We start from the raw sequence: 23815 nt of genomic DNA on the forward strand, positions 1-23815 counted from the left end.
AGATCCGCAAGGAACGGGCGCGCTTAAAAGCCGCCCGAGGATTTTTTCATGCCGCGCCGTTCCGTTCTCGCTCTCACGCTGCTGATGTCGGTCGCCACCGCCGCCCTGGCGCAGACCCCGCAGGGTCAGGCGCAGCCCGCGCAGGCTCAAGCCGTCCCGACCTTCCCGGCGACGCTCGCCGGCCACGCGGTGCTGCCGGCCGATGGCGTCGCACCGCTGCCGGCGGACGCGCCCCGGGACCTCGCGACGCCGGGCAAGTTCACCACCGGGCGCCGGGTCGAGGCGGTCGGCACGGTCGAGGCGCAGTCGATGGGGCGGACGACCAGCATGAAGCTGCCCCTGCGCGGCCAGCCGCTCCAGGGCCATTCCGGCATCAAGCACATGCCGGACGGCACCTACTGGGTACTGACCGATAACGGCTTCGGTACCAAGGCGAACTCGCCCGACGCGATGCTGTACCTCAACCGCTACCGGATCGACTTCGACAAGGGCGGCGTCGAGCGCGTCGAGACGATCTACCTGCGCGATCCCGACCGGAAGGTGCCGTTCCGCATCGCCAACGAGGCGACCGAGAGCCGCTACCTCACCGGCAGCGACTTCGACCCCGAGAGCGTCCAGTTCGTCGGCGACCGGATCTGGATCGGCGACGAGTTCGGCCCGTTCCTGATCGAGGTCGACCGCAGCGGCAAGGTGCAGGCGGTGGTCGAGACCACGGCCTCGGGCAAGCCGGTGCGTTCCCCCGACAACCCGGCGGTCACCACCCCGGCGATGCCGGGCGGCACGGTCGCGTTCAACGCCCGCCGCTCCAAGGGCTTCGAGGGCATGGCGGCCTCGCCGGACGGGAGCCGGCTCTACGCGCTGCTGGAGGGCCCGCTCTGGGACGCCGACGCCAAGGCGTTCGAGACCCGCGACGGCAAGGAGGTGCTGCGCATCCTCGAATTCGACACCAAGGCCCGGGCCTGGACCGGCCGCTCCTGGCTCTACCCGCTGGACGCGAACGGCCACGCCATCGGGGACTTCAACCTGATCGACGCCACGACCGGCCTCGTGATCGAGCGCGACGACGGCGAGGGCACCGCCGACAAGGCCTGCCCGGCCGGCCAGAAGGGGCCGGACTGCTTCTCGGTCCCGGCCCGGTTCAAGCGCGTGTTCAAGATCGAGATGACCGACGCCAACCAGGGCGGACCGGTGCGCAAGATCGGGTCGATCGACCTGATGCGCATCGCCGACCCGGGCAAGAAGGCGCGCAAGCCCCTGACCGACGGGGCGCTCGCCTTCCCGTTCTGGACCATCGAGAACGTCGACCGGGTCAACGACACCCACATCGTCGTCGGCAACGACAACAATCTGCCGTTCTCGGCGAGCCGCGACCCGCACCAGGTCGACGACAACGAGTTCGTGCTGCTGGAGGTGGGCGACTTCCTGAAGGCGAGGTAGGAACGAGGACCCGGAGCCGGGGAACTCCCCTGCGACCGAATTTCCTCCCGGGCGGGCCGGATTTTCCCGTCCCGGGGTCTTGGCAGGCGGATTGCACGCCGCTATAGACCCGGCTCCACGTTTCCAAGTTCGAAAGGATTGGGCCGACCGGCCCGTCCTTGAGAGAGGCTCCCGGGCGACCGGGTGGCCGAAGTGGCCGGAAGGGCTCAGGGGGGAAACCCCTCGCGCCCCGTCCGGCCATGTCCTGTCCGAGACTGCAGGCGCCGGTTCGCCGGCTTAATAGCCGCCTGCACAGACGGGGAAGACCGAATTTCACCGCCCCACAGCCCATCCGGGCCGGCGGGGCGTCGGTTTGAACCAATCTCACCCGAGGCGCGGGGCCGCGAGGTTCTTCGTATCGGGGGCAGGGCCGTGAAAGCGTCGTTCAGGACGTCGCGGTCTTCTCGCAAGGCCCCGGCTCATCCTGGGCGGCAACTGCAACCGGCGGGGCCCATCCGGGTTCCGCCAACCGGAGAGAGCCAAGGTGGACAGAGCAGCAAAAGCTGATCTCGTCTCGACGCTCAACGGGGTGTTCACCAACACCTCCGTCGTCGTCGTGGCCCACTACAAGGGCCTCACGGTCGCCGACATGCAGAAGCTGCGCTCGCAGATGAAGCAGGCCGGCGCCACCGTGAAGGTCGCGAAGAACCGCCTCGCCAACATCGCTCTCGAAGGCACGGACGTCGCCTCCATCCAGCCCCTCCTGAAGGGCCCGACCCTGCTCGCCTATTCGAGCGATCCGGTCGCGGCCGCCAAGGTGGCGGTGGACTTCGCCAAGGCCAACGACAAGTTGGTGATCCTCGGTGGAGCCATGGGGACGACCGCCCTGAACCCGGACGGCGTGAAGGCCCTGGCCTCGCTGCCGTCCCTCGATGAGCTGCGCGCCAAGCTCGTGGGCCTTGTCCAGGCTCCCGCGACGAAGATCGCCCAGGTCGTCAACGCGCCGGCCGCCAAGCTCGCGCGCGTGTTCGGGGCCTATGCCAAGACCGGCGACGCCCAGGCCGACGAAGCGGCCTGACGGGCTGTTCGAGTCGAAACCGTTCAAACCGACAACATCAGGAAGTGAAAAATGGCTGATCTTGCCAAGCTCGTCGACGACCTGTCCTCGCTGACCGTTCTCGAGGCTGCCGAGCTCGCGAAGATGCTCGAGGAGAAGTGGGGCGTCTCGGCGGCTGCCGCCGTCGCCGTCGCCGCTGGCCCGGCCGGTGGCGCCGCTGCCGCCCCCGTCGAGGAGCAGACCGAGTTCACCGTTGTCCTGGCCTCGGCCGGCGACAAGAAGATCGAGGTCATCAAGGAGGTCCGCGCGATCACCGGTCTCGGCCTCAAGGAGGCCAAGGACCTGGTCGAGGGCGCTCCGAAGCCGGTCAAGGAGGGCGTGTCCAAGGACGACGCCGCCAAGCTCAAGGCCCAGCTCGAGAAGGCCGGCGCCAAGGTCGAGCTCAAGTAAGACGGTGGCGGGCCTTCCGGCCCGCCCCGCGCTCCGGATCCGGCCTCGGCCGGTCCGGGGCCACCAGCCCGCGGGCCTCGCGCTCGCGGGCTATGGTCGCTTCAAGTGCTTCTCATGAAACTCCCGCTGCGCCGACGTGGCCACAAGCGAGCGACGACGGTGGTCGGGAGTTTCATGAGGGACACTTGGCGCACCCCCTCGGGATCCGGGGCCCGGATCACCATATAGGTTTCAAGGGATGCGGGCGGCCGATCACGGGCGGCCCGCGCGGTCACGGCAGGTCTGATGCGGGTCCGATTCGGCCGGCGTCCCACCGGGGCCGTATAAGCGGTGGATGAGGAGCGAGGTCAACCCATGGCCAACACGCTGGTCGGTCGCAAGCGCATTCGCAAGTTCTTCGGCAAGATTCGGGAAGTCGCCGAGATGCCGAACCTCATCGAGGTCCAGAAGGCGTCATACGACCAGTTCCTTATGGTGGACGAGCCCGAGGGCGGGCGCGCCGACGAGGGCCTGCAATCGGTCTTCAAGTCCGTCTTCCCGATCTCCGACTTCTCCTCGACCGCGCTCCTCGAGTTCGTGAAGTACACGTTCGAGCAGCCGAAGTACGACGTCGACGAGTGCCGCCAGCGCGGCATCACCTTCGCCGCGCCGCTCAAGGTGACGCTGCGGCTGATCGTGTTCGATGTCGATCCCGATACCGGCGCCAAGTCGGTCAAGGACATCAAGGAGCAGGACGTCTACATGGGCGACATGCCCCTGATGACGGAGAACGGCACCTTCATCGTCAACGGCACCGAGCGCGTCATCGTCTCGCAGATGCACCGCTCGCCGGGCGTGTTCTTCGACCACGACAAGGGCAAGACCCACTCCTCGGGCAAGCTCCTGTTCGCGGCGCGCATCATCCCGTATCGCGGCTCCTGGCTCGACGTCGAGTTCGACGCCAAGGACATCGTGCACGCGCGCATCGACCGCAAGCGCAAGATCCCGGTCACCTCGCTGCTCTTCGCGCTCGGCCTCGACGGCGAGGAGATCCTCTCGACCTTCTACAACCGCGTCGCCTATGTGCGCGACGGCCACGACTGGCGCGTGCCCTACGACGCCGAGCGGCTGAAGGGCTTCAAGGCCACCACCGACCTCATCGACGCCGAGTCGGGCGAGGTGGTGCTCGAGGCCGGCAAGAAGCTGACCGCCCGCGCCGCCCGCCAGATCGCCGAGAAGGGCGTGAAGGCGCTGCGCGCCACCGACGAGGACCTGATCGGCCAGTACATCGCCGAGGACATGGTCAACTACAAGACCGGCGAGATCTACGCCGAGGCCGGCGACGAGATTAGCGAGAAGGTCCTCAAGGGCCTGACCGACGTCGGCATCGAGGAGATCCCGGTCCTCGACATCGACCACGTCAACATCGGTCCCTACATCCGCAACACGCTCGCGGTCGACAAGAACTCGGCCCGCGAGGGCGCGCTGTTCGACATCTACCGGGTGATGCGCCCGGGCGAGCCGCCGACCCTCGACACCGCCGAGGCGATGTTCCACTCGCTGTTCTTCGACGCGGAGCGCTACGACCTCTCGGCCGTCGGCCGCGTGAAGATGAACATGCGCCTCGACCTCGACGCGGCCGACACCGTGCGGACGCTGCGGCGCGAGGACATGCTGGCGGTCGTCAAGGCGCTGGTCGACCTGCGCGACGGCAAGGGCGAGATCGACGACATCGACCACCTCGGCAACCGCCGGGTGCGCTCGGTCGGCGAGCTCATGGAGAACCAGTACCGCCTGGGCCTCCTGCGCATGGAGCGCGCCATCAAGGAGCGGATGTCGTCGGTCGACATCGACACCGTGATGCCGCAGGACCTGATCAATGCGAAGCCCGCGGCGGCCGCGGTGCGCGAGTTCTTCGGCTCGTCGCAGCTGTCGCAGTTCATGGACCAGACCAACCCGCTCTCCGAGGTGACGCACAAGCGCCGCCTGTCGGCGCTCGGCCCGGGCGGTCTGACCCGCGAGCGCGCCGGTTTCGAGGTGCGCGACGTGCACCCGACCCATTACGGCCGCATCTGCCCGATCGAGACGCCGGAAGGCCCGAACATCGGCCTCATCAACTCGCTCGCGACCTTCGCCCGGGTGAACAAGTACGGCTTCATCGAGACCCCGTTCCGCCGCGTGCGCGACGGCGTGGTCACCGACGAGGTCGCCTACCTGTCCGCCATGGAGGAGGCCAAGTACCACGTCGCCCAGGCGAACGCGGTGATGGACGAGAACCGCAAGCTCACGGAGGACCTCGTGGTCTGCCGCCGGGCGGGCGAGGTCATCGTCGTCGGCCCCGAGCGGGTCGACCTGATGGACGTGTCGCCGAAGCAGCTCGTGTCGGTCGCCGCGGCGCTGATCCCGTTCCTCGAGAACGACGACGCCAACCGCGCGCTGATGGGCTCGAACATGCAGCGCCAGGCGGTGCCGCTGGTTCGCGCCGACGCGCCCTTCGTCGGCACCGGCATGGAAGCGGTGGTGGCGCGCGATTCGGGCGCCGCCATCGGCGCCCGGCGCGCGGGCATCATCGACCAGGTCGACGCGACCCGTATCGTCATCCGCGCCACCGACGAGGCCGACGCCTCGAAGCCCGGCGTCGACATCTACCGGCTGCAGAAGTTCCAGCGCTCCAACCAGTCGACCTGCATCACCCAGAAGCCGCTCGTGCGCGTCGGCGACGTGGTGAAGAAGGGCGACATCATCGCCGACGGTCCCTCGACCGAGTTCGGCGAGCTGGCGCTCGGCCGGAACGTGCTCGTCGCGTTCATGCCGTGGAACGGCTACAACTTCGAGGACTCGATCCTGCTCTCCGAGCGGATCGTGAAGGATGACGTGTTCACCTCGATCCACATCGAGGAGTTCGAGGTGATGGCCCGCGACACCAAGCTGGGTCCGGAGGAGATCACCCGCGACATCCCGAACGTCTCGGAGGAGGCGCTCAAGAACCTCGACGAGGCCGGCATCGTCTATATCGGCGCCGAGGTCCACGCGGGCGACATCCTGGTCGGCAAGATCACCCCGAAGGGCGAGAGCCCGATGACGCCGGAGGAGAAGCTTCTGCGCGCCATCTTCGGCGAGAAGGCCTCGGACGTGCGCGACACCTCGCTGCGGGTGCCGCCGGGCGTCACCGGCACGATCGTCGAGGTCCGGGTGTTCAACCGCCACGGCGTCGACAAGGACGAGCGCGCCCAGGCCATCGAGCGCGAGGAGATCGAGCGTCTCGCCAAGGACCGCGACGACGAGCAGGCGATCCTCGACCGCAACACCTACGCGCGTCTCGGCGACCTGCTGGTCGGCCAGTCGCCGGTGGCGGGGCCGAAGGGCTTCAAGAAGGAGACCACGCTCACCCGCGAGCTCCTGACCGAGTACCCCCGCTCGCAGTGGTGGCAGTTCGCCGTCGTCGAAGACCGTCTCATGACCGAGATGGAGGCGATGCAGAAGCAGTACGACGAGTCGAAGAAGCGCCTCGAGCAGCGCTTCCTCGACAAGGTCGAGAAGCTGCAGCGCGGCGACGAGCTGCCCCCCGGCGTCATGAAGATGGTCAAGGTCTTCGTGGCGGTGAAGCGCAAGATCCAGCCCGGCGACAAGATGGCGGGCCGGCACGGCAACAAGGGCGTCGTCTCGCGCATAGTGCCGATCGAGGACATGCCGTTCCTGGAGGACGGCACCCACGCCGACATCGTGCTCAACCCGCTCGGCGTGCCGAGCCGGATGAACGTCGGTCAGATCCTCGAGACGCATCTGGGCTGGGCCGCCGCGGGCCTCGGCCGGCAGGTCTCGCAGGCCGTGGACGCGTACCTGCGCACCCACGACATCGAGCCCCTGCGCGAGCGGATGAAGGCGATCTACAGCGAATCGGAACTGGCCGGCCTGACCGACCAAGACCTCGCCGAGGTCGGCAACAACCTGCGCCGCGGCGTCCCGATGGCCACCCCGGTGTTCAACGGCGCCAAGGAAGCCGACATCGAGACGATGCTGGAGATGGCCGGCCTCGACCGGTCGGGCCAGTCGACGCTCTACGACGGGCGCACCGGCGAGCCCTTCGACCGCAAGGTCACGGTCGGCTACATCTACATGCTGAAGCTGCACCACCTGGTGGACGACAAGATCCACGCGCGCTCGATCGGCCCGTACTCGCTCGTCACCCAGCAGCCGCTGGGCGGCAAGGCGCAGTTCGGCGGCCAGCGCTTCGGCGAGATGGAGGTGTGGGCCCTCGAGGCCTACGGCGCCGCCTACACGCTGCAGGAGATGCTGACGGTGAAGTCCGACGACGTCGCCGGCCGCACCAAGGTCTACGAGGCCATCGTGCGCGGCGACGACACCTTCGAGGCGGGCATCCCCGAGAGCTTCAACGTGTTGGTGAAGGAGATGCGGTCGCTCGGCCTCAACGTCGAGCTGCTGTCCTCCAAGCGCGCGGCGAACGACCAGCTCGAGGCACCCCCGGAGGCGGCCGAGTAGGCCTGCCCCGATACGACCGACTAAAGACGGCGGCGGGGTCCTCTTCACGAGGGCCCCGGCCGCCGAAGCCCGTTTCCCTCAGACGGCGGCCCGAATTCCCAGGCTCTTCGCCCGGCCCTTCGCGGCGCCCCGTCAGCCAAGGAGCAGATCATGAACCAAGAGGTCATGAATCTTTTCAACCAGCAGGCTCAGCCTCAGAGCTTCGACCAGATCAAGATCTCGATCTCGTCGCCTGAGAAGATCCTGTCCTGGTCCTACGGCGAGATCAAGAAGCCCGAGACCATCAACTATCGCACGTTCAAGCCGGAGCGTGACGGCTTATTCTGCGCCCGGATCTTCGGGCCGATCAAGGACTACGAGTGCTTGTGCGGCAAGTACAAGCGCATGAAGTACAAGGGCGTGATCTGCGAGAAGTGCGGCGTCGAGGTCACCCTCGCGCGCGTGCGCCGCGATCGCATGGGCCATATCGAGCTCGCCGCGCCCGTCGCCCACATCTGGTTCCTGAAGTCGCTGCCGAGCCGCATCGGCCTGCTGCTCGACATGGCGCTCAAGGACCTCGAGCGCATCCTGTACTTCGAGTCCTACGTCACCATCGAGCCGGGCCTCACCCCCCTGAAGGAGCGTCAGCTCCTCTCGGAGGAGGAGTACCTGCGCGCGCAGGAGGAGTACGGCGAGGACAGCTTCACCGCCATGATCGGCGCGGAGGCGATCCGGCGCATCCTACAGGAGCTCGACCTCGACAAGATCGCGGCCGACCTGCGCGAGGAGATCGCCACCACCACCTCGGAGCTGAAGCCCAAGAAGCTCCTGAAGCGCCTCAAGATCATCGAGGCGTTCCAGATGTCGGGCAACCGGCCCGAGTGGATGATCCTGACGGTCGTCCCGGTGATCCCGCCGGACCTGCGCCCGCTCGTGCCCCTCGACGGCGGCCGCTTCGCGACCTCGGACCTCAACGACCTCTACCGCCGCGTCATCAACCGCAACAACCGCCTGAAGCGGCTGATCGAGCTGCGCGCGCCGGACATCATCATCCGCAACGAGAAGCGGATGCTGCAGGAGGCGGTCGACGCGCTGTTCGACAACGGCCGTCGCGGCCGCGTCATCACCGGCGCCAACAAGCGCCCGCTGAAGTCGCTCGCCGACATGCTGAAGGGCAAGCAGGGCCGGTTCCGCCAGAACCTGCTCGGCAAGCGCGTGGACTATTCCGGCCGCTCGGTCATCGTGGTCGGCCCGGAGCTGAAGCTGCACCAGTGCGGGCTGCCCAAGAAGATGGCGCTCGAGCTGTTCAAGCCGTTCATCTACGCGCGCCTGGACGCCAAGGGCTTCTCGGCGACGGTGAAGCAAGCTAAGAAGCTCGTCGAGAAGGAGAAGCCGGAGGTCTGGGACATCCTGGACGAGGTGATCCGCGAGCATCCCGTGATGCTGAACCGGGCGCCGACGCTCCACCGGCTCGGCATCCAGGCCTTCGAGCCGAAGCTGATCGAGGGCAAGGCGATCCAGCTGCACCCGCTGGTCTGCGCCGCGTTCAACGCCGACTTCGACGGCGACCAGATGGCCGTGCACGTCCCGCTGTCGCTCGAGGCGCAGCTGGAAGCGCGCGTCCTCATGATGTCGACGAACAACATCCTGCATCCCGCGAACGGCGCGCCGATCATCGTGCCGTCGCAGGACATCGTGCTCGGCCTGTACTACCTGTCGATCGTCGCCGACGGCTCGCCGGGTGAGCACAAGCCGAACGATCCCAAGAACCCGATGCGGGGCGTGTTCGGCGATTTCGGCGAGCTCGAGCACGCGCTCGCGGCCCGCACCGTGACCCTGCACACCAAGATCAAGTGGCGCTGGAAGGGCCTGGATTCCGAGGGCAACGAGGTCTCGCGGATCTACGACACCACCCCGGGCCGCGTGATCCTGTCGAGCGTGCTGCCGCGCCACAAGCGCGTTCCCTTCGACGTCGTCAACAAGCTGATGACGAAGAAGGAGATCTCGGCGATGATCGACACCGTCTACCGCCATTGCGGTCAGAAGGAGTCGGTGATCTTCTGCGACCGCATCATGGGTCTCGGCTTCATCCACGCCTTCCGCGCCGGCATCTCGTTCGGCAAGGACGACATGGTGGTGCCGGACAACAAGTGGTCGATCGTCGACGAGACCCGCACGCTCGTGAAGGATTACGAGCAGCAGTACCAGGACGGCCTGATCACCCAGGGCGAGAAGTACAACAAGGTCGTGGACGCCTGGGCCAAGTGCTCCGACCGTCTCGCCGGCGAGATGATGAATCGCATCTCGTCCGTGCAGAAGGACGAGCACGGCGCCGACAAGCAGGTCAACTCGATCTACATGATGAGCCACTCGGGCGCCCGCGGCTCGCCGGCGCAGATGAAGCAGCTCGCGGCGATGCGCGGCCTGATGGCCAAGCCCTCGGGCGAGATCATCGAGACCCCGATCATCTCGAACTTCAAGGAAGGCCTCGACGTTCTCGAGTACTTCAACTCGACCCACGGCGCCCGCAAGGGCCTCGCCGATACCGCGCTCAAGACCGCCAACTCCGGCTACCTGACCCGCCGCCTCGTCGACGTGGCGCAGGATGCGGTGATCCGCGAGGTGGATTGCGGCACCGAGAACGGCATCCGGATGCGCGCGATCATCGACGCCGGCCAGGTCGTGGCCTCGCTGGCGACCCGCATCCTCGGCCGCGCGACGGCCGAGGACCTGGTCGCCAACGACGGCTCGATCATCGTCGCCAAGGGTGAGACGATCGAGGAGAAGCACCTCGAGCCGATCACCAAGGCCGGCATCCAGGAGGTGAAGATCCGCTCGGTTCTGGTCTGCGCGACCCGGAACGGCGTCTGCGCCACCTGCTACGGGCGCGACCTCGCCCGCGGCACGCCCGTCAACATGGGCGAGGCCGTCGGCGTCATCGCGGCGCAGTCGATCGGCGAGCCGGGCACCCAGCTCACGATGCGCACCTTCCACATCGGCGGCGCGGCCCAGATCGCCGACTCGTCCTTCATCGAGTCGAGCTTCGAGGGCACGGTCCGGATCCGCAACCGGGGTCTTGCCCGCAACTCGGACGGCGATCTCGTCGCGATCGGCCGCAACGTCGCGGTGGTGATCGTCGGGCCGGATGGGACCGAGCGGGCGGTCCACCGCCTGCAATACGGCGCCCGCGTCCGGGTCGACGAGGGCGACGCGATCAAGCGCGGCCAGCGCATCGCCGAGTGGGATCCCTACACCCGGCCGATCCTGACCGAGATCGACGGCATCGTGGCCTACGAGGACCTGATCGACGGCCAGTCGATCACCGAGACGACCGACGAGTCGACCGGCATCGCCAAGCGCGTCGTCATCGACTGGCGCGGCTCGGCGCGGACGGCGGACCTGCGTCCGGCGATCGCGGTCCACGACCAGAACGGCCGGGTGCAGAAGCTGCCGCGCGGCTCGGATGCCCGCTCGATCCTGCCGGTCGAGGCGATCATCGGCGTCGACCCGGGCACCCGGGTCAAGGCCGGCGACATCCTCGCCCGCGTCTCGACCGACAGCGCCAAGACCCGCGACATCACCGGCGGTCTGCCGCGGGTGGCGGAGCTGTTCGAGGCGCGCCGGCCGAAGGACGCGGCGATCATCGCCGAGAAGTCCGGCACGATCTCGTTCGGGCGCGACTACAAGAACAAGCGCCGCCTGAGCCTGACCCCGCACGACGGCTCCGAGCCGGTGGAGTACCTGATCCCGAAGGGCAAGCACATCCACCTGCAGGACGGCGACGTGGTCGAGCTCGGCGACTTCATCGTCGACGGCAACCCGGCGCCGCACGACATCCTGGCGATCAAGGGCGTGGAGGAGCTCGCGGCCTACCTCGTCAACGAGATCCAGGAGGTCTACCGGCTCCAGGGCGTGTCGATCAACGACAAGCACATCGAGGTCATCGTCCGGCAGATGCTGCAGAAGGTGGAGATCACCGACGGCGGCGACTCCGAGATCCTGACGGGCGACCAGATCGACCGGATGGAGCTGGCCGAGTTCAACGAGAAGCTGCTCGCCGAGGGCAAGAAGCCGATCCAGGGCGTCCCGGTCCTGCTCGGCATCACCAAGGCGTCGCTGCAGACCCGCTCGTTCATCTCGGCGGCCTCGTTCCAGGAGACCACCCGCGTCCTCACCGAGGCGGCGGTCAACGGCAAGGTCGACAACCTCGAGGGCCTGAAGGAGAACGTCATCGTCGGCTCGCTGATCCCGGCGGGCACCGGCGCGATGATCGCCGACATCAAGTCGATCGCGCGTCGCCGCGACGGCCTGATCATGGCCCAGAAGTCGGCGGAGAGCGGCGCGGCGGTCGCCGAGCGCCTCCCGGCGGCCGAGTAGGGCAGGGGCCTCCCGGCGGGCACCGTGCCCGCCGCACGGTCGAAACAGAGGCCGGCGCCCCGCGAGGGGCGCCGGCCTTTTCGCGTAAGCAGCCAAGCTTTAAAGGAAAGTTTCCGCTTGACGCCCCGGCCACCAGCCCGTAATAGGCCCTCCTACTGAACGGCTGGCCGTAGGCGACAGCTGATCGACGTGCCCCTCGTGCCTCGATCCAAGTCTCCTAAACGCGACCGAACTTCAAGCGACTGACACGTGTCAGACCGGCATGATCGCTGGGGCTTGTCCTCCGGTGGTCCTCTGCTCGCATGGCGCGCCAAAGGCTGGTTTCAGCCTGGGGCGCGATTTGCGTTGCGCTCCATTCCGGAGCGACGGTCGTTCAGACGAGATTTGAGAAACGACGGTCGCCAGGACGGCGACGCGTTGCGAGAGGAATGGCATGCCGACGATCAACCAGCTGATCGCCAATCCGCGGAAGGCGCAGAAGGCCCGCAACAAGGTGCCGGCTCTCGATGCCTGCCCGCAGAAGCGTGGCGTCTGCACCCGCGTCTACACCACGACCCCGAAGAAGCCGAACTCGGCGCTGCGTAAGGTCGCCAAGGTCCGCCTGACCAACGGCTTCGAGGTCATCGGCTACATCCCGGGCGAGGGCCACAACCTTCAGGAGCACTCCGTGGTGATGATCCGCGGCGGCCGCGTGAAGGACCTTCCGGGCGTGCGCTACCACATCCTGCGCGGCGTGCTCGACACCCAGGGCGTCAAGAACCGCAAGCAGCGTCGCTCGAAGTACGGCGCCAAGCGTCCGAAGTAAGCCTGTCCGACGTCAGTCGAGATACGGACCGGTACTCTATCGCCTGTCCTGCAAGGATGTCGCCGGCAACATGCTCAGGCGGCCTGCGCGGGGCACAACAGTTGATTTTTAGACGTCAAGACGGAGCGAGCGATGTCCCGCCGCCACAGCGCCGAGAAGCGCGAGATCATTCCCGACGCCAAGTACGGCGACATCGTCCTCACCAAGTTCATGAACTCGGTGATGTACGAGGGCAAGAAGTCGGTCGCCGAGACCATCGTGTACGGCGCGTTCGACATCATCGAGGCCCGCGCCAAGGCGAACCCGATCGAGGTGTTCCGCGCCGCTCTCGAGAACGTCGCTCCGGCGATCGAGGTCCGCTCCCGCCGCGTCGGCGGCGCGACCTACCAGGTCCCGGTCGAGGTCCGCACCGAGCGCCGCCAGGCCCTGGCGATCCGCTGGCTGATCCAGGCCGCCCGCTCGCGCAACGACCGCACCATGGTCGAGCGCCTGTCGGCCGAGCTGCTCGACGCCGCCAACAACCGCGGCAACGCCGTGAAGAAGCGTGAGGACACCCACCGGATGGCCGAGGCCAACCGCGCGTTCTCGCACTACCGCTGGTAAAAGCCGCTTCGCCGCCGCCCGTCTGGTGCGGCGGCCCCTACCTTCAGGAGCCCCCCGATGCCCCGCACGCACGCGATCGAGGACTACCGCAACTTCGGCATCATGGCCCACATCGATGCCGGCAAGACCACGACGACCGAGCGGATCCTCTACTACACCGGCAAGTCCCATAAGATCGGCGAGGTCCATGAGGGCGCCGCCACCATGGACTGGATGGAGCAGGAGCAGGAGCGTGGCATCACGATCACCTCGGCTGCGACCACCTGCTTCTGGCGCGACAAGCGCCTGAACATCATCGACACCCCCGGCCACGTCGACTTCACCATCGAGGTCGAGCGTTCGCTCCGCGTGCTCGACGGCGCCGTGTGCGTTCTCGACGGCAACCAGGGCGTCGAGCCGCAGACCGAGACGGTGTGGCGCCAGGCCGACAAGTACGACGTCCCGCGCATCGTGTTCGTCAACAAGATGGACAAGATCGGCGCCGACTTCTTCAAGTGCGTCGCCGACATCATCGACCGCGTGGCCGGCAAGCCGGTCTGCCTGCAGCTGCCGATCGGTTCCGAGAGCTCCTTCAAGGGCGTGATCGACCTGATCAAGATGAAGGCGATCGTGTGGTCGGGTGAGGCGCTCGGCGCCAACTACTCCGAGGAGGAGATCCCGGCCGACCTCGCCGACCAGGCTGCGGAGTACCGCACCAAGCTGGTCGAGGCCTGCGTCGAGATGGACGACGACGCCATGGCGGCCTACCTCGACGGCACCGAGCCGGACGAGGACACCATGCGCAAGCTCGTGCGCACGGCGGTGCAGCGTCGCGCCTTCCATCCGGTGCTGTGCGGCTCGGCGTTCAAGAACAAGGGCGTGCAGCCCCTGCTCGACGGCGTCGTCGACTACCTGCCGTCTCCCGCCGACCGCGGCGAGATCAAGGGCATCGACTACAAGACCGAGGAAGAGACGATCCGGCGTCCGCTCGACTCCGATCCCTTCTCCATGCTCGCCTTCAAGATCATGGACGATCCCCACGTCGGCACGATCACCTTCTGCCGCGTGTACTCGGGCAAGGTCGATTCGGGCGCGAACGTCATCAACTCGACCCGCGACAAGAAAGAGCGGGTCGGCCGCATGCTCCTGATGCACGCGAACAACCGCGAGGACATCAAGGAGGCGTTCGCCGGTGACATCGTGGCGCTCGCGGGTCTCAAGGACACCCGCACCGGCGACACGCTGTGCGATCCGGTCAAGGCCGTGATCCTCGAGAAGATGGAGTTCCCGGAGCCGGTCATCGAGATCGCCGTCGAGCCCAAGTCCAAGGCGGACCAGGAGAAGCTCGGCATCGCGCTCTCGAAGCTCGCCGCCGAGGATCCGTCCTTCCGGGTCTCCACGGACCAGGAGTCGGGCCAGACCATCCTGAAGGGGATGGGCGAGCTCCACCTCGACATCAAGGTCGACATCCTGAAGCGCACCTACAAGGTCGAGGCCAATATCGGCCAGCCGCAGGTCGCGTACCGGGAGAAGCTGACCAAGCGCACCGAGATCGACTACACCCACAAGAAGCAGACCGGTGGTACCGGCCAGTTCGCGCGGGTGAAGTTCGTGGTCGAGCCGAACGAGCCGGGCGCCGGCTACGCGTTCGAGTCGAAGATCGTCGGTGGCTCGGTGCCCAAGGAGTACATCCCGGGCGTCGAGAAGGGCCTCAACAGCGTGCTGACCGCCGGTATCCTGGCGGGCTTCCCGGTGGTCGACATCAAGGTGGAGCTGGTCGACGGCGCCTACCACGAGGTCGACTCCTCGGCGCTGGCCTTCGAGATCGCGTCGCGGGCCGCGCTCCGCGAGGCGCTGCAGAAGGGCGGCTCTGTCCTGCTCGAGCCGGTGATGAAGGTCGAGGTCGTGACCCCGGAGGACTATACCGGTTCGGTCATCGGCGACCTGAACTCCCGCCGCGGCCAGATCCAGGGCCAGGACATGCGCGGCAACGCGAACGTCATCAACGCGATGGTGCCGCTCGCCAACATGTTCGGCTACGTGAACCAGCTGCGTTCCTTCACCCAGGGCCGCGCGAACTTCACGATGCAGTTCGACCACTACGAAGAGGTCCCGCGCGGCGAGGCCGAGAAGGTGGTTGCCAAGTACGCCTAAGGCGAAACGACGCTTGATGAGACGGCCCGGAACCGGGCCGGCTCTCAGCTTCCGGTGCCCGCCCGGGTGGGCACCGATCCAGACACTTACGCACGCATTCGATCGACGGAGTATTGGCGATGGCCAAGGAAAAGTTTTCGCGGACGAAGCCGCACTGCAACATCGGCACCATCGGTCACGTCGACCATGGCAAGACCTCGCTGACCGCGGCGATCACCAAGGTGCTGGCCGAGTCCGGCGGCGCGACCTTCACCGCCTACGACCAGATCGACAAGGCGCCGGAGGAGAAGGCGCGCGGCATCACGATCTCGACCGCCCACGTCGAGTACGAGACCCCCAACCGCCACTACGCGCACGTCGACTGCCCCGGACACGCCGACTACGTGAAGAACATGATCACGGGCGCCGCCCAGATGGACGGCGCGATCCTGGTCGTGTCGGCGGCCGACGGCCCGATGCCGCAGACCCGCGAGCACATCCTGCTCGCCCGCCAGGTCGGCGTGCCGGCGCTGGTGGTGTTCATGAACAAGGTCGACATGGTCGACGATCCGGAGCTGCTCGAGCTCGTCGAGCTCGAGGTGCGCGAGCTGCTCTCGAAGTACGACTTCCCGGGCGACGACATCCCGATCACCAAGGGCTCGGCACTGTGCGCGCTCGAGAACCGTGAGCCGAAGATCGGCCACGAGGCGGTGCTCGAGCTGATGAAGACGGTCGACGCCTACATCCCGCAGCCGGAGCGTCCGATCGACCTGCCGTTCCTGATGCCGATCGAGGACGTGTTCTCGATCTCGGGCCGCGGCACGGTGGTGACGGGCCGCGTCGAGCGCGGGATCGTCAAGGTCGGCGAGTCGGTCGAGATCGTCGGCATCCGCCCGACCACGACGACGACGGTGACCGGCGTCGAGATGTTCCGCAAGCTGCTGGACCAGGGCCAGGCGGGCGACAACGTCGGCGTGCTGCTGCGCGGCACCAAGCGCGAGGACGTCGAGCGCGGCCAGGTCGTATGCAAGCCGGGTTCGGTGAAGCCGCACACCCGGTTCAAGGCCGAGGCGTACATCCTGACGAAGGAGGAGGGCGGCCGCCACACGCCGTTCTTCACCAACTACCGTCCGCAGTTCTACTTCCGGACGACCGACGTGACCGGCGTGTGCCAGCTCCCCGAGGGCACCGAGATGGTGATGCCGGGCGACAACGTGACCATGGACGTCACGCTGATCGTGCCGATCGCCATGGAGGAGAAGCTCCGCTTCGCCATCCGCGAGGGCGGCCGTACCGTCGGCGCCGGCGTCGTCGCCTCCATCACCGAGTAAGCGTCCAGGCGCTTCCACGAGCGGACAGGTGACGGGGCGGGCCTCGTGCCCGCCCCATCCCGTCGCGAGGTAGACATCACATGAACGGCCAGAACATCCGTATTCGCCTGAAGGCGTTCGATCATCGCATCCTGGATTCGTCGACCCGCGAGATCGTCTCGACGGCGAAGCGGACCGGTGCCACCGTGCGCGGGCCCATCCCGCTGCCGACCCGGATCGAGCGCTTCACCGTCAACCGCTCGCCCCACATCGACAAGAAGTCGCGTGAGCAGTTCGAGATGCGCACCCACAAGCGCGTGCTCGACATCGTCGATCCGACGCCCCAGACCGTGGACGCGCTGATGAAGCTCGACCTCGCCGCTGGCGTCGACGTGGAGATCAAGCTCTAGGCGATCCCGAGGGATCGCTTAGAGCTTCACTAGGCCGCGCGGGGGAGAACCATGCGCTCAGGAGTCATTGCACAGAAGGTCGGCATGACCCGCGTCTTCACGGACGCCGGCGAGCATGTTCCGGTCACGGTGCTCAAGGTCGATCAGTGCCAGGTGGTGGCCCACCGCACGGTCGAGAAGAACGGCTACGTCGCGCTCCAGGTGGGCGTCGGCAAGGCCAAGGTCAAGAACGTGTCCAAGGCCCAGCGCGGCCACTTCGCCGTCGCGAAGGTCGAGCCTAAGCGCAAGCTGGCCGAGTTCCGCGTCACCGAGGATGCGATCATCCCGGTCGGCGCCGAGATCACCGCGGACCACTTCCTGGAGGGTCAGTTCGTCGACGTGACGGGCACGACCACCGGTAAGGGCTTCGCCGGCGGCATGAAGCGCTGGAACTTCGGCGGTCTGCGCGCCACCCACGGCGTGTCGATCTCGCACCGCTCGATCGGTTCGACCGGTGGCCGTCAGGATCCGGGCAAGACCTTCAAGAACAAGAAGATGCCGGGTCATCTCGGTGTCGAGCGGGTCACGACCCAGAACCTGCGCGTCGTGCGCACCGATGTCGAGCGCGGCCTCATCCTGGTCGAGGGCTCGGTCCCGGGCGTCGACGGCGGCTGGATCTTCGTCCGTGACGCCGTGAAGCGCAAGCTGCCGGCCGACGTGCCGATGCCGGGCAAGTTCCGCGAGCAGACCTCTGCTCCGGCGGACAGCCAGGTCGAGGCTCCCGCGGCTCCGGCCACCGAGGAGAACGCGTGATGAAGTTCGAGATCACCACGCTCGACGGCGCCGAGGCCGGCTCGGTCGAGCTCGACGAGGCCATCTTCGGCCTCGAGCCCCGTGCCGACCTGCTGCAGCGCTGCGTCCGCTGGCAGCTCGCCAAGCGCCAGGCTGGTACCCACCAGACCAAGCAGCGCGGCGAGATCGCCCGTACGACGAAGAAGCTGTACAAGCAGAAGGGCACCGGCAACGCCCGTCACGGCGCGGCCTCCGCTCCGCAGTTCCGCGGCGGCGCCCGGGCTCACGGCCCGGTCACCCGCTCGCACGCCCACGACCTGCCCAAGAAGGTCCGGGCGCTGGCGCTGCGCCACGCGCTCTCGGCCAAGGTCAAGAGCGCCGAGCTGATCGTCATGGACGACGCCCGCCTCGATGAGGGCAAGACCAAGGCGCTCAAGGAGCGCTTCGGCAAGCTGGCTCTCTCGAACGCCCTGATCATCGGTGGCGCCGAGCTCGACCAGAACTTCGCCCGTGCGGCCCGCAACCTGCCGCAGATCGACGTCCTGCCGGTGCAGGGCATCAACGTCTACGACATCCTGCGCCGCGAGAAGCTCGTGCTGACCCGCGCCGCCGTCGATGCGCTGGAGGCGCGATTCAAATGAGCGCTGATCCGCGCCACTACGACGTGATCGTCTCCCCGGTCATCACCGAGAAGGCGACGAACCTCTCGGAGCTCAACAAGGTTGTGTTCCGGGTGGCCCCGAAGGCCACGAAGCCGCAGATCAAGGAAGCGGTCGAGAAGCTGTTCGAGGTCAAGGTGAAGAGCGTCAACACGCTCGTCACCAAGGGCAAGGCCAAGATGTTCCGCGGTCAGCGCGGTCAGCGTTCGGACGTGAAGAAGGCGATCGTCACCCTCGAAGAGGGCCAGACGATCGACGTCACGACCGGGCTCTGAGGGAACGGCGTAAGGAAACAAGCCAATGGCTTTGAAGACATTCAAGCCGGTCACGCCGAGCCTTCGCCAGCTCGTGATCGTGGACCGTTCGGAGCTCTACAAGGGCAAGCCGGTCAAGGCGCTGACGGTGGGCAAGTCGTCCACCGGCGGCCGCAACAACCTCGGCCGCATCACCGTCCGCTTCCGCGGCGGTGGCCACAAGCGGACGCTGCGCCTCATCGACTTCAAGCGGCGTGAGCACGCCGGCAAGGTCGGCACGGTCGAGCGGATCGAGTACGATCCCAACCGCACGGCGTTCATCGCCCTCGTCAGCTACGAGGGCGGCGCGCAGAGCTACATCCTGGCTCCGCAGCGCGTGAAGGCCGGCGACAAGGTCGTCTCGGGCGACCAGGTCGACATCAAGCCCGGCAACGCCATGCCGCTCGGCAGCATGCCGGTCGGCACGATCGTGCACAACGTCGAGCTGAAGATCGGCAAGGGCGGGGCGATCGCCCGGTCCGCGGGCAACTACGCCCAGATCGTCGGCCGCGACCAGGGCTACGTCACGCTGCGCCTGAACTCGGGCGAGCAGCGCTTGGTGCACGGCCAGTGCTACGCCACGGTGGGCGCGGTCTCGAACCCCGACCACATGAACATCTCGCTCGGCAAGGCCGGTCGGAACCGCTGGCTCGGCAAGCGCCCGCACAACCGCGGCGTCGCGATGAACCCGGTCGACCACCCGCACGGCGGCGGCGAGGGTCGCACGTCGGGCGGTCGTCATCCGGTCACGCCGTGGGGTGTCCCCACCAAGGGCAAGAAGACCCGCTCGAACAAGCGCACCGACACGTTCATCGTGTCGAGCCGCCACAACCGCAAGAAGTAGGGGCGTCGTCCCATGGCACGTTCAATCTGGAAGGGGCCGTTCATCGACGGCTACCTCCTCAAGAAGGCGGACGCCGCGCGCGGCGCGAGCCGCAACGAGGTGATCAAGATCTGGAGCCGTCGCTCCACGATCCTTCCGCATTTCGTTGGCCTGACCTTCGGGGTCTACAACGGGCAGAAGCACATCCCGGTCTACGTTTCCGAGGAAATGGTCGGTCACAAGTTCGGCGAGTTCTCGCCGACCCGTACCTTCCACGGTCACGCGGCCGACAAGAAGGCGAAGAGGCGCTAAGATGGGCAAGGCAGCAGCACCCCGCGCGCTCCCCGAGAACGAGGCCAAGGCCGTGGCGCGCATGCTGCGCGTCAGCCCGCAGAAGCTGAACCTCGTGGCTCAGCTCATCCGCGGCAAGAAGGTCTCGCACGCGCTCGCCGACCTGCAGTTCTCGCGCAAGCGGATCGCGGTCGACGTCCGCAAGTGCCTCGAGAGCGCCATCGCCAACGCCGAGAACAACCACGACCTGGACGTGGACGATCTCGTCGTGAAGGAGGCCTATGTCGGCAAGGCGCTGGTTCTCAAGCGCTTCCACGCCCGCGCCCGCGGCCGTGGCGCCCGCATCCTGAAGCCGTTCGCGAACCTCACCATCGTGGTGCGCGAAGTTCCGGCCGAAGTTGCCTGAGGAGGAATCGATGGGACAGAAAGTCAATCCGATCGGTCTTCGGCTCGGCATCAACCGGACCTGGGACTCGCGCTGGTACGCCAACAAGGGCGAGTACGCCCGCCTGATGCACGAGGACGTCGCGATCCGCAAAGCGCTGCTCAAGCAGCTCAAGCAGGCCGCGGTCTCCAAGATCGTCATCGAGCGCCCGCACAAGAAGTGCCGCGTCACCATCCACTCGGGCCGCCCGGGCGTGGTGATCGGCAAGAAGGGCGCGGACATCGAGAAGCTGCGCAAGCTGGTCAACTCGATGACCAAGGCCGACGTGACGATCAACATCGTCGAGGTGCGCAAGCCCGAGATCGACGCCACCCTGGTGGCCGACTCGATCGCCCAGCAGCTCGAGCGCCGCGTCGCCTTCCGTCGCGCCATGAAGCGCGCCGTGCAGTCGGCGATGCGTCTGGGCGCCGAGGGCATCCGGATCAACTGCGCCGGCCGCCTCGGCGGCGCCGAGATCGCCCGGCTCGAGTGGTACCGCGAGGGCCGCGTGCCCCTGCACACCCTGCGCGCCGACGTCGATTACGGCACGGCCACGGCGTTCACGACCTACGGCACCTGCGGCATCAAGGTGTGGGTGTTCAAGGGCGAGATCCTCGAGCACGACCCGATGGCCCAGGACAAGCGCGCGCACGAGGAGGGCGGCCGTTCGGGCGGACGTCGCGACCGTGAGCGCGGCGAGCGCGGCGGACGGGACGCGGCGGCCTAAGGGCCGCCCGTCTCCCGCCCTTCAGTTTTGAGAGGCTGCCATGCTGCAACCCAAGAAGACGAAGTTCCGCAAGCAGTTCAAGGGCCGCATCCACGGCGCCGCGAAGGGCGGAACCGATCTGAACTTCGGCTCCTACGGCCTCAAGGCCATGGAGCCGGAGCGGATCACCGCGCGTCAGATCGAGGCGGCCCGCCGCGCGATCACCCGCGAGATGAAGCGTCAGGGCCGGGTCTGGATCCGGATCTTCCCCGACGTCCCCGTGACCGCGAAGCCGACCGAGGTCCGCATGGGCTCCGGTAAGGGCGCGCCCGAATACTGGGCCGCCCGCGTGCATCCGGGCCGCATCATGTTCGAGATCGACGGCGTGGCCGAGGACATCGCCCGCGAGGCGCTGCGCCTGGGTGCCGCCAAGCTGCCGGTCCGCACGCGCTTCATCCAGCGCATCGCCGACTGAGGAGAATATTCGAGATGAAGTCGAGCCAGAGGCTGTCTGACCTGAGCGCGCTGTCGCCGGATCAGCTCGGCGAGGAGCTCCTGAACCTGAAGAAGGAGCAGTTCAACCTGCGCTTCCAGCGGGCCACGGGTCAGCTCGAGAACGTCGCCCGGGTGCGCGAAGTGCGCCGCGACATCGCCCGCGTCCGCACTCTGCAGCGCCAGAAGACGCTGCAGGCCGCGCAGGGCTAAGGGAGTTACCACCATGCCGAAGCGCGTGCTGCAGGGCGTCGTCGTCAGCGACAAGCAGGACAAGACCGTCGTCGTGAAGGTGGAGCGTCGCTTCACCCATCCGGTGATGAAGAAGACCATCCGCCGGTCGAAGAACTACCACGCCCACGACGAGAACAACGTCGCCAAGGTCGGCCAGACGGTGTTCATCGAGGAGTCGCGGCCCTACTCCAAGCTCAAGACCTGGAAGCTGGTCGAGGGCGAGGCCGCCGCGACCGTCGAGGCGTAAGTCGGGGGCCTGCGGGCCCGCGACGCCTCGGCCGGGCCGGGGCGCCCTTCGTGGCGCCCGGGCCTTGCCAGGACGGCCGATCCGTTGTAGACGGCCGGCCTCCACCGAAACATGAAGGGCGTGTGACGCGCCCCTCATCGCGTTCGTTGACCGCGCCAGCGCGAGCAATCGCGCTGCAGCGCGGTCTTTTAATGGACGGGGACGCGAGATCCCCATCAGGCTGCCGTCCGCCGGGCAATCGTGCCCGACGGAGACCTGCCTGAAACAAGGAAAGGGCGTTAGGCCGTGATCCAGATGCAGACGAATCTGGACGTCGCCGACAATTCCGGCGCACGTCGCGTGATGTGCATCAAGGTGCTCGGCGGTTCCAAGCGCAAGTATGCCGGCGTCGGCGACATCATCGTGGTGTCGGTGAAGGAGGCTATTCCGCGGGGCCGCGTGAAGAAGGGCGACGTCATGAAGGCGGTCGTCGTTCGCACCGCCAAGGACGTCCGTCGGGCCGACGGTTCGGTGATCCGCTTCGACCGCAACGCGGCGGTGCTGATCAACAACCAGAAGGAGCCGATCGGCACCCGTATCTTCGGACCGGTGCCGCGCGAGCTGCGTGCTCGCAACCACATGAAGATCATCTCGCTGGCGCCGGAGGTGCTGTAATGGCTGCGAAGGTGAAGAAGGGCGACAAGGTCGTCGTCCTGACCGGCCGCGACAAGGGTCGCACCGGCGAGGTCATCCAGGTGATGCCGAAGGAAGACCGGGCGCTCGTCCGGGGGATCAACCTGGTGAAGCGCCACACGCGCCAGACCCAGACCTCCGAGGGCGGGATCATCTCCAAGGAGGCGGCGATCCACCTGTCGAACCTGGCGGTCGCCGACCCCAAGGACGGCAAGCCCACCCGGGTTGGTTTTCGCATTCTGGAAGACGGGCGCAAGGTTCGCTTCGCGAAGCGCTCGGGAGATCTGATCGATGGCTGAGGCGCTCAAGGACGGGTACACCCCGCGGCTCAAGAAGCACTACGAGGAAGTGGTGCGTCCCAAGCTGATCGAGGAGTTCGGCTACACGAACCCGATGCAGGTGCCGACGATCGAGAAGATCGTCGTCAACATGGGCGTCGGCGAATCGACCCAGGACTCCAAGAAGGCGACCGTCGCCGCCGAGGACCTCGGCCTGATCGTCGGCCAGAAGCCGGTCATCACCCGGGCCCGCAAGGCGATCGCGACCTTCAAGGTCCGCGAGAACATGCCGATCGGCTGCAAGGTCACGCTGCGCAAGCAGCGGATGTACGAGTTCATGGATCGCCTGATCACCATCGCGCTGCCGCGCGTGCGTGACTTCCGCGGCCTGAATCCGAAGTCGTTCGACGGGCGCGGCAACTACGCCCTCGGGATCAAGGAGCACCTGGTGTTCCCCGAGATCAACTACGACAAGGCCCAGAACACCTGGGGCATGGACATCGTCGTGGCGACCACCGCCAAGACCGATGCCGAGGCCCGGGCGCTCCTGAAGCACTTCAACTTCCCGTTCCGGCAGTGAGGGCCGCCCGCCCCCATACGCGGACACTGGAGAGCTAGATATGGCTAAGACGAGCAAGATCGAAAAGAACAAGCAGCGGCGGGAGCTGGTGAAGCTCTACGCGCCGAAGCGCGAGGCGCTTCTGGCGACCGCCAACGACGAGTCGCTGTCGATGGAGGAGCGCTTCGAGGCGCGCCTCAAGCTGGCGGAGCTGCCCCGCAACTCCAGCGCGACCCGCATCCGCAACCGGTGCGAAATGACCGGCCGTCCCCGCGCTTACTACCGTAAGCTCGGCATCTCCCGCGTCGCGCTCCGCGACCTGGGATCCCGGGGTCTGATCCCCGGCCTGGTCAAGTCCAGCTGGTAAG

Annotated in this window: 24 protein-coding genes; all 24 read left to right on the top strand. The window is 67.1% G+C overall.

Going from position 1 to position 23815, the window contains the following annotated elements:
• Positions 1-84: 84 nt before the first annotated feature.
• A complete protein-coding gene (locus BMX97_RS19325; RefSeq protein WP_244538527.1) occupies positions 85-1437 on the top strand; it encodes an esterase-like activity of phytase family protein in 1353 nt (450 codons plus the stop codon).
• Positions 1438-1960: 523 nt separating this feature from the next.
• Positions 1961-2494: a 50S ribosomal protein L10 gene (rplJ, locus tag BMX97_RS19330; protein WP_091752944.1), complete on the top strand. Its 534-nt coding sequence runs from the start codon at positions 1961-1963 to the stop codon at positions 2492-2494.
• A 51-nt stretch (positions 2495-2545) separates the two neighbouring features.
• On the top strand, positions 2546-2923 hold the full coding sequence (gene rplL / locus BMX97_RS19335; protein ID WP_060849032.1) for a 50S ribosomal protein L7/L12: 378 nt from the start codon (positions 2546-2548) through the stop codon (positions 2921-2923).
• Between the two features lie 354 nt (positions 2924-3277).
• Positions 3278-7402 (top strand): DNA-directed RNA polymerase subunit beta, encoded by a 4125-nt coding sequence (gene rpoB, locus BMX97_RS19340; RefSeq protein ID WP_091752945.1) that lies wholly within the window; start codon positions 3278-3280, stop codon positions 7400-7402.
• Between the two features lie 150 nt (positions 7403-7552).
• Positions 7553-11758, top strand: coding sequence for a DNA-directed RNA polymerase subunit beta' (gene rpoC / locus BMX97_RS19345; RefSeq protein WP_091752946.1), 4206 nt, complete (start codon positions 7553-7555; stop codon positions 11756-11758).
• Positions 11759-12191: 433 nt separating this feature from the next.
• Positions 12192-12563, top strand: a complete 372-nt coding sequence (rpsL, locus tag BMX97_RS19350; protein ID WP_048429408.1) for a 30S ribosomal protein S12 — start codon at positions 12192-12194, stop codon at positions 12561-12563.
• 132 nt (positions 12564-12695) lie between these two features.
• Positions 12696-13166 (top strand): 30S ribosomal protein S7, encoded by a 471-nt coding sequence (gene rpsG, locus BMX97_RS19355; protein WP_060849029.1) that lies wholly within the window; start codon positions 12696-12698, stop codon positions 13164-13166.
• Between the two features lie 57 nt (positions 13167-13223).
• Positions 13224-15299: an elongation factor G gene (fusA, locus tag BMX97_RS19360; protein WP_091752947.1), complete on the top strand. Its 2076-nt coding sequence runs from the start codon at positions 13224-13226 to the stop codon at positions 15297-15299.
• 119 nt (positions 15300-15418) lie between these two features.
• Positions 15419-16609: an elongation factor Tu gene (gene tuf, locus BMX97_RS19365; RefSeq protein WP_060845678.1), complete on the top strand. Its 1191-nt coding sequence runs from the start codon at positions 15419-15421 to the stop codon at positions 16607-16609.
• A gap of 80 nt (positions 16610-16689) precedes the next feature.
• The gene (gene rpsJ / locus BMX97_RS19370; protein WP_048465591.1) at positions 16690-16998 is read left to right on the top strand and encodes a 30S ribosomal protein S10; all 309 of its coding nucleotides are present in this window, start codon (positions 16690-16692) and stop codon (positions 16996-16998) included.
• A 51-nt stretch (positions 16999-17049) separates the two neighbouring features.
• Entirely contained in the window at positions 17050-17790 is a 741-nt protein-coding gene (rplC, locus tag BMX97_RS19375) for a 50S ribosomal protein L3 (protein ID WP_060849027.1), read from the top strand.
• Complete coding sequence (rplD, locus tag BMX97_RS19380; protein WP_060849026.1) at positions 17790-18410, top strand: 50S ribosomal protein L4; 621 nt, start codon at positions 17790-17792, stop codon at positions 18408-18410. Before rplC ends, rplD begins: the two co-directional genes overlap by 1 nt.
• Positions 18407-18703 (top strand): 50S ribosomal protein L23, encoded by a 297-nt coding sequence (locus BMX97_RS19385; RefSeq protein ID WP_048425815.1) that lies wholly within the window; start codon positions 18407-18409, stop codon positions 18701-18703. Before rplD ends, BMX97_RS19385 begins: the two co-directional genes overlap by 4 nt.
• 25 nt (positions 18704-18728) lie before the next feature.
• Entirely contained in the window at positions 18729-19565 is an 837-nt protein-coding gene (rplB, locus tag BMX97_RS19390) for a 50S ribosomal protein L2 (RefSeq protein ID WP_060849025.1), read from the top strand.
• A 12-nt stretch (positions 19566-19577) separates the two neighbouring features.
• Positions 19578-19856 (top strand): 30S ribosomal protein S19, encoded by a 279-nt coding sequence (rpsS, locus tag BMX97_RS19395; RefSeq protein WP_048425817.1) that lies wholly within the window; start codon positions 19578-19580, stop codon positions 19854-19856.
• A gap of 1 nt (position 19857) precedes the next feature.
• On the top strand, positions 19858-20241 hold the full coding sequence (gene rplV / locus BMX97_RS19400; RefSeq protein ID WP_048425818.1) for a 50S ribosomal protein L22: 384 nt from the start codon (positions 19858-19860) through the stop codon (positions 20239-20241).
• Positions 20242-20251: 10 nt separating this feature from the next.
• Positions 20252-20986, top strand: a complete 735-nt coding sequence (gene rpsC / locus BMX97_RS19405) for a 30S ribosomal protein S3 (RefSeq protein ID WP_048425819.1) — start codon at positions 20252-20254, stop codon at positions 20984-20986.
• A 40-nt stretch (positions 20987-21026) separates the two neighbouring features.
• Positions 21027-21440: a 50S ribosomal protein L16 gene (gene rplP / locus BMX97_RS19410; RefSeq protein WP_048425820.1), complete on the top strand. Its 414-nt coding sequence runs from the start codon at positions 21027-21029 to the stop codon at positions 21438-21440.
• A gap of 14 nt (positions 21441-21454) precedes the next feature.
• Complete coding sequence (gene rpmC / locus BMX97_RS19415) at positions 21455-21670, top strand: 50S ribosomal protein L29 (protein WP_048425821.1); 216 nt, start codon at positions 21455-21457, stop codon at positions 21668-21670.
• Positions 21671-21683: 13 nt separating this feature from the next.
• On the top strand, positions 21684-21938 hold the full coding sequence (gene rpsQ / locus BMX97_RS19420) for a 30S ribosomal protein S17 (RefSeq protein WP_060849024.1): 255 nt from the start codon (positions 21684-21686) through the stop codon (positions 21936-21938).
• Between the two features lie 285 nt (positions 21939-22223).
• Positions 22224-22592 carry a 50S ribosomal protein L14 gene (gene rplN, locus BMX97_RS19425; protein WP_048425823.1) on the top strand — a complete coding sequence of 123 codons (369 nt, stop codon included), beginning with the start codon at positions 22224-22226 and terminating at the stop codon, positions 22590-22592.
• Positions 22592-22909, top strand: a complete 318-nt coding sequence (gene rplX, locus BMX97_RS19430; protein ID WP_048425824.1) for a 50S ribosomal protein L24 — start codon at positions 22592-22594, stop codon at positions 22907-22909. The genes rplN and rplX overlap by 1 nt, the downstream gene beginning before the upstream one ends.
• Entirely contained in the window at positions 22902-23468 is a 567-nt protein-coding gene (rplE, locus tag BMX97_RS19435; RefSeq protein ID WP_048425825.1) for a 50S ribosomal protein L5, read from the top strand. The genes rplX and rplE overlap by 8 nt, the downstream gene beginning before the upstream one ends.
• Positions 23469-23508: 40 nt before the next feature.
• On the top strand, positions 23509-23814 hold the full coding sequence (gene rpsN / locus BMX97_RS19440; RefSeq protein WP_060849023.1) for a 30S ribosomal protein S14: 306 nt from the start codon (positions 23509-23511) through the stop codon (positions 23812-23814).
• Position 23815 lies beyond the last annotated feature (1 nt).

It is taken from the genome of Methylobacterium sp. ap11 (assembly GCF_900110515.1).
Taxonomy (GTDB): Bacteria; Pseudomonadota; Alphaproteobacteria; order Rhizobiales; family Beijerinckiaceae; genus Methylobacterium; species Methylobacterium ajmalii.

Coding starts and splice junctions, on each gene's coding strand:
- BMX97_RS19325 (WP_244538527.1), top strand. CDS start 85: ATGTCGGTCGCCACCGCCGCCCTGGCGCAGACCCCGCAGGGTCAGGCG.
- rplL (WP_060849032.1), top strand. CDS start 2,546: ATGGCTGATCTTGCCAAGCTCGTCGACGACCTGTCCTCGCTGACCGTT.
- rpoB (WP_091752945.1), top strand. CDS start 3,278: ATGGCCAACACGCTGGTCGGTCGCAAGCGCATTCGCAAGTTCTTCGGC.
- rpoC (WP_091752946.1), top strand. CDS start 7,553: ATGAACCAAGAGGTCATGAATCTTTTCAACCAGCAGGCTCAGCCTCAG.
- rpsL (WP_048429408.1), top strand. CDS start 12,192: ATGCCGACGATCAACCAGCTGATCGCCAATCCGCGGAAGGCGCAGAAG.
- rpsG (WP_060849029.1), top strand. CDS start 12,696: ATGTCCCGCCGCCACAGCGCCGAGAAGCGCGAGATCATTCCCGACGCC.
- fusA (WP_091752947.1), top strand. CDS start 13,224: ATGCCCCGCACGCACGCGATCGAGGACTACCGCAACTTCGGCATCATG.
- tuf (WP_060845678.1), top strand. CDS start 15,419: ATGGCCAAGGAAAAGTTTTCGCGGACGAAGCCGCACTGCAACATCGGC.
- rpsJ (WP_048465591.1), top strand. CDS start 16,690: ATGAACGGCCAGAACATCCGTATTCGCCTGAAGGCGTTCGATCATCGC.
- rplC (WP_060849027.1), top strand. CDS start 17,050: ATGCGCTCAGGAGTCATTGCACAGAAGGTCGGCATGACCCGCGTCTTC.
- rplD (WP_060849026.1), top strand. CDS start 17,790: ATGAAGTTCGAGATCACCACGCTCGACGGCGCCGAGGCCGGCTCGGTC.
- BMX97_RS19385 (WP_048425815.1), top strand. CDS start 18,407: ATGAGCGCTGATCCGCGCCACTACGACGTGATCGTCTCCCCGGTCATC.
- rplB (WP_060849025.1), top strand. CDS start 18,729: ATGGCTTTGAAGACATTCAAGCCGGTCACGCCGAGCCTTCGCCAGCTC.
- rpsS (WP_048425817.1), top strand. CDS start 19,578: ATGGCACGTTCAATCTGGAAGGGGCCGTTCATCGACGGCTACCTCCTC.
- rplV (WP_048425818.1), top strand. CDS start 19,858: ATGGGCAAGGCAGCAGCACCCCGCGCGCTCCCCGAGAACGAGGCCAAG.
- rpsC (WP_048425819.1), top strand. CDS start 20,252: ATGGGACAGAAAGTCAATCCGATCGGTCTTCGGCTCGGCATCAACCGG.
- rplP (WP_048425820.1), top strand. CDS start 21,027: ATGCTGCAACCCAAGAAGACGAAGTTCCGCAAGCAGTTCAAGGGCCGC.
- rpmC (WP_048425821.1), top strand. CDS start 21,455: ATGAAGTCGAGCCAGAGGCTGTCTGACCTGAGCGCGCTGTCGCCGGAT.
- rpsQ (WP_060849024.1), top strand. CDS start 21,684: ATGCCGAAGCGCGTGCTGCAGGGCGTCGTCGTCAGCGACAAGCAGGAC.
- rplX (WP_048425824.1), top strand. CDS start 22,592: ATGGCTGCGAAGGTGAAGAAGGGCGACAAGGTCGTCGTCCTGACCGGC.
- rplE (WP_048425825.1), top strand. CDS start 22,902: ATGGCTGAGGCGCTCAAGGACGGGTACACCCCGCGGCTCAAGAAGCAC.
- rpsN (WP_060849023.1), top strand. CDS start 23,509: ATGGCTAAGACGAGCAAGATCGAAAAGAACAAGCAGCGGCGGGAGCTG.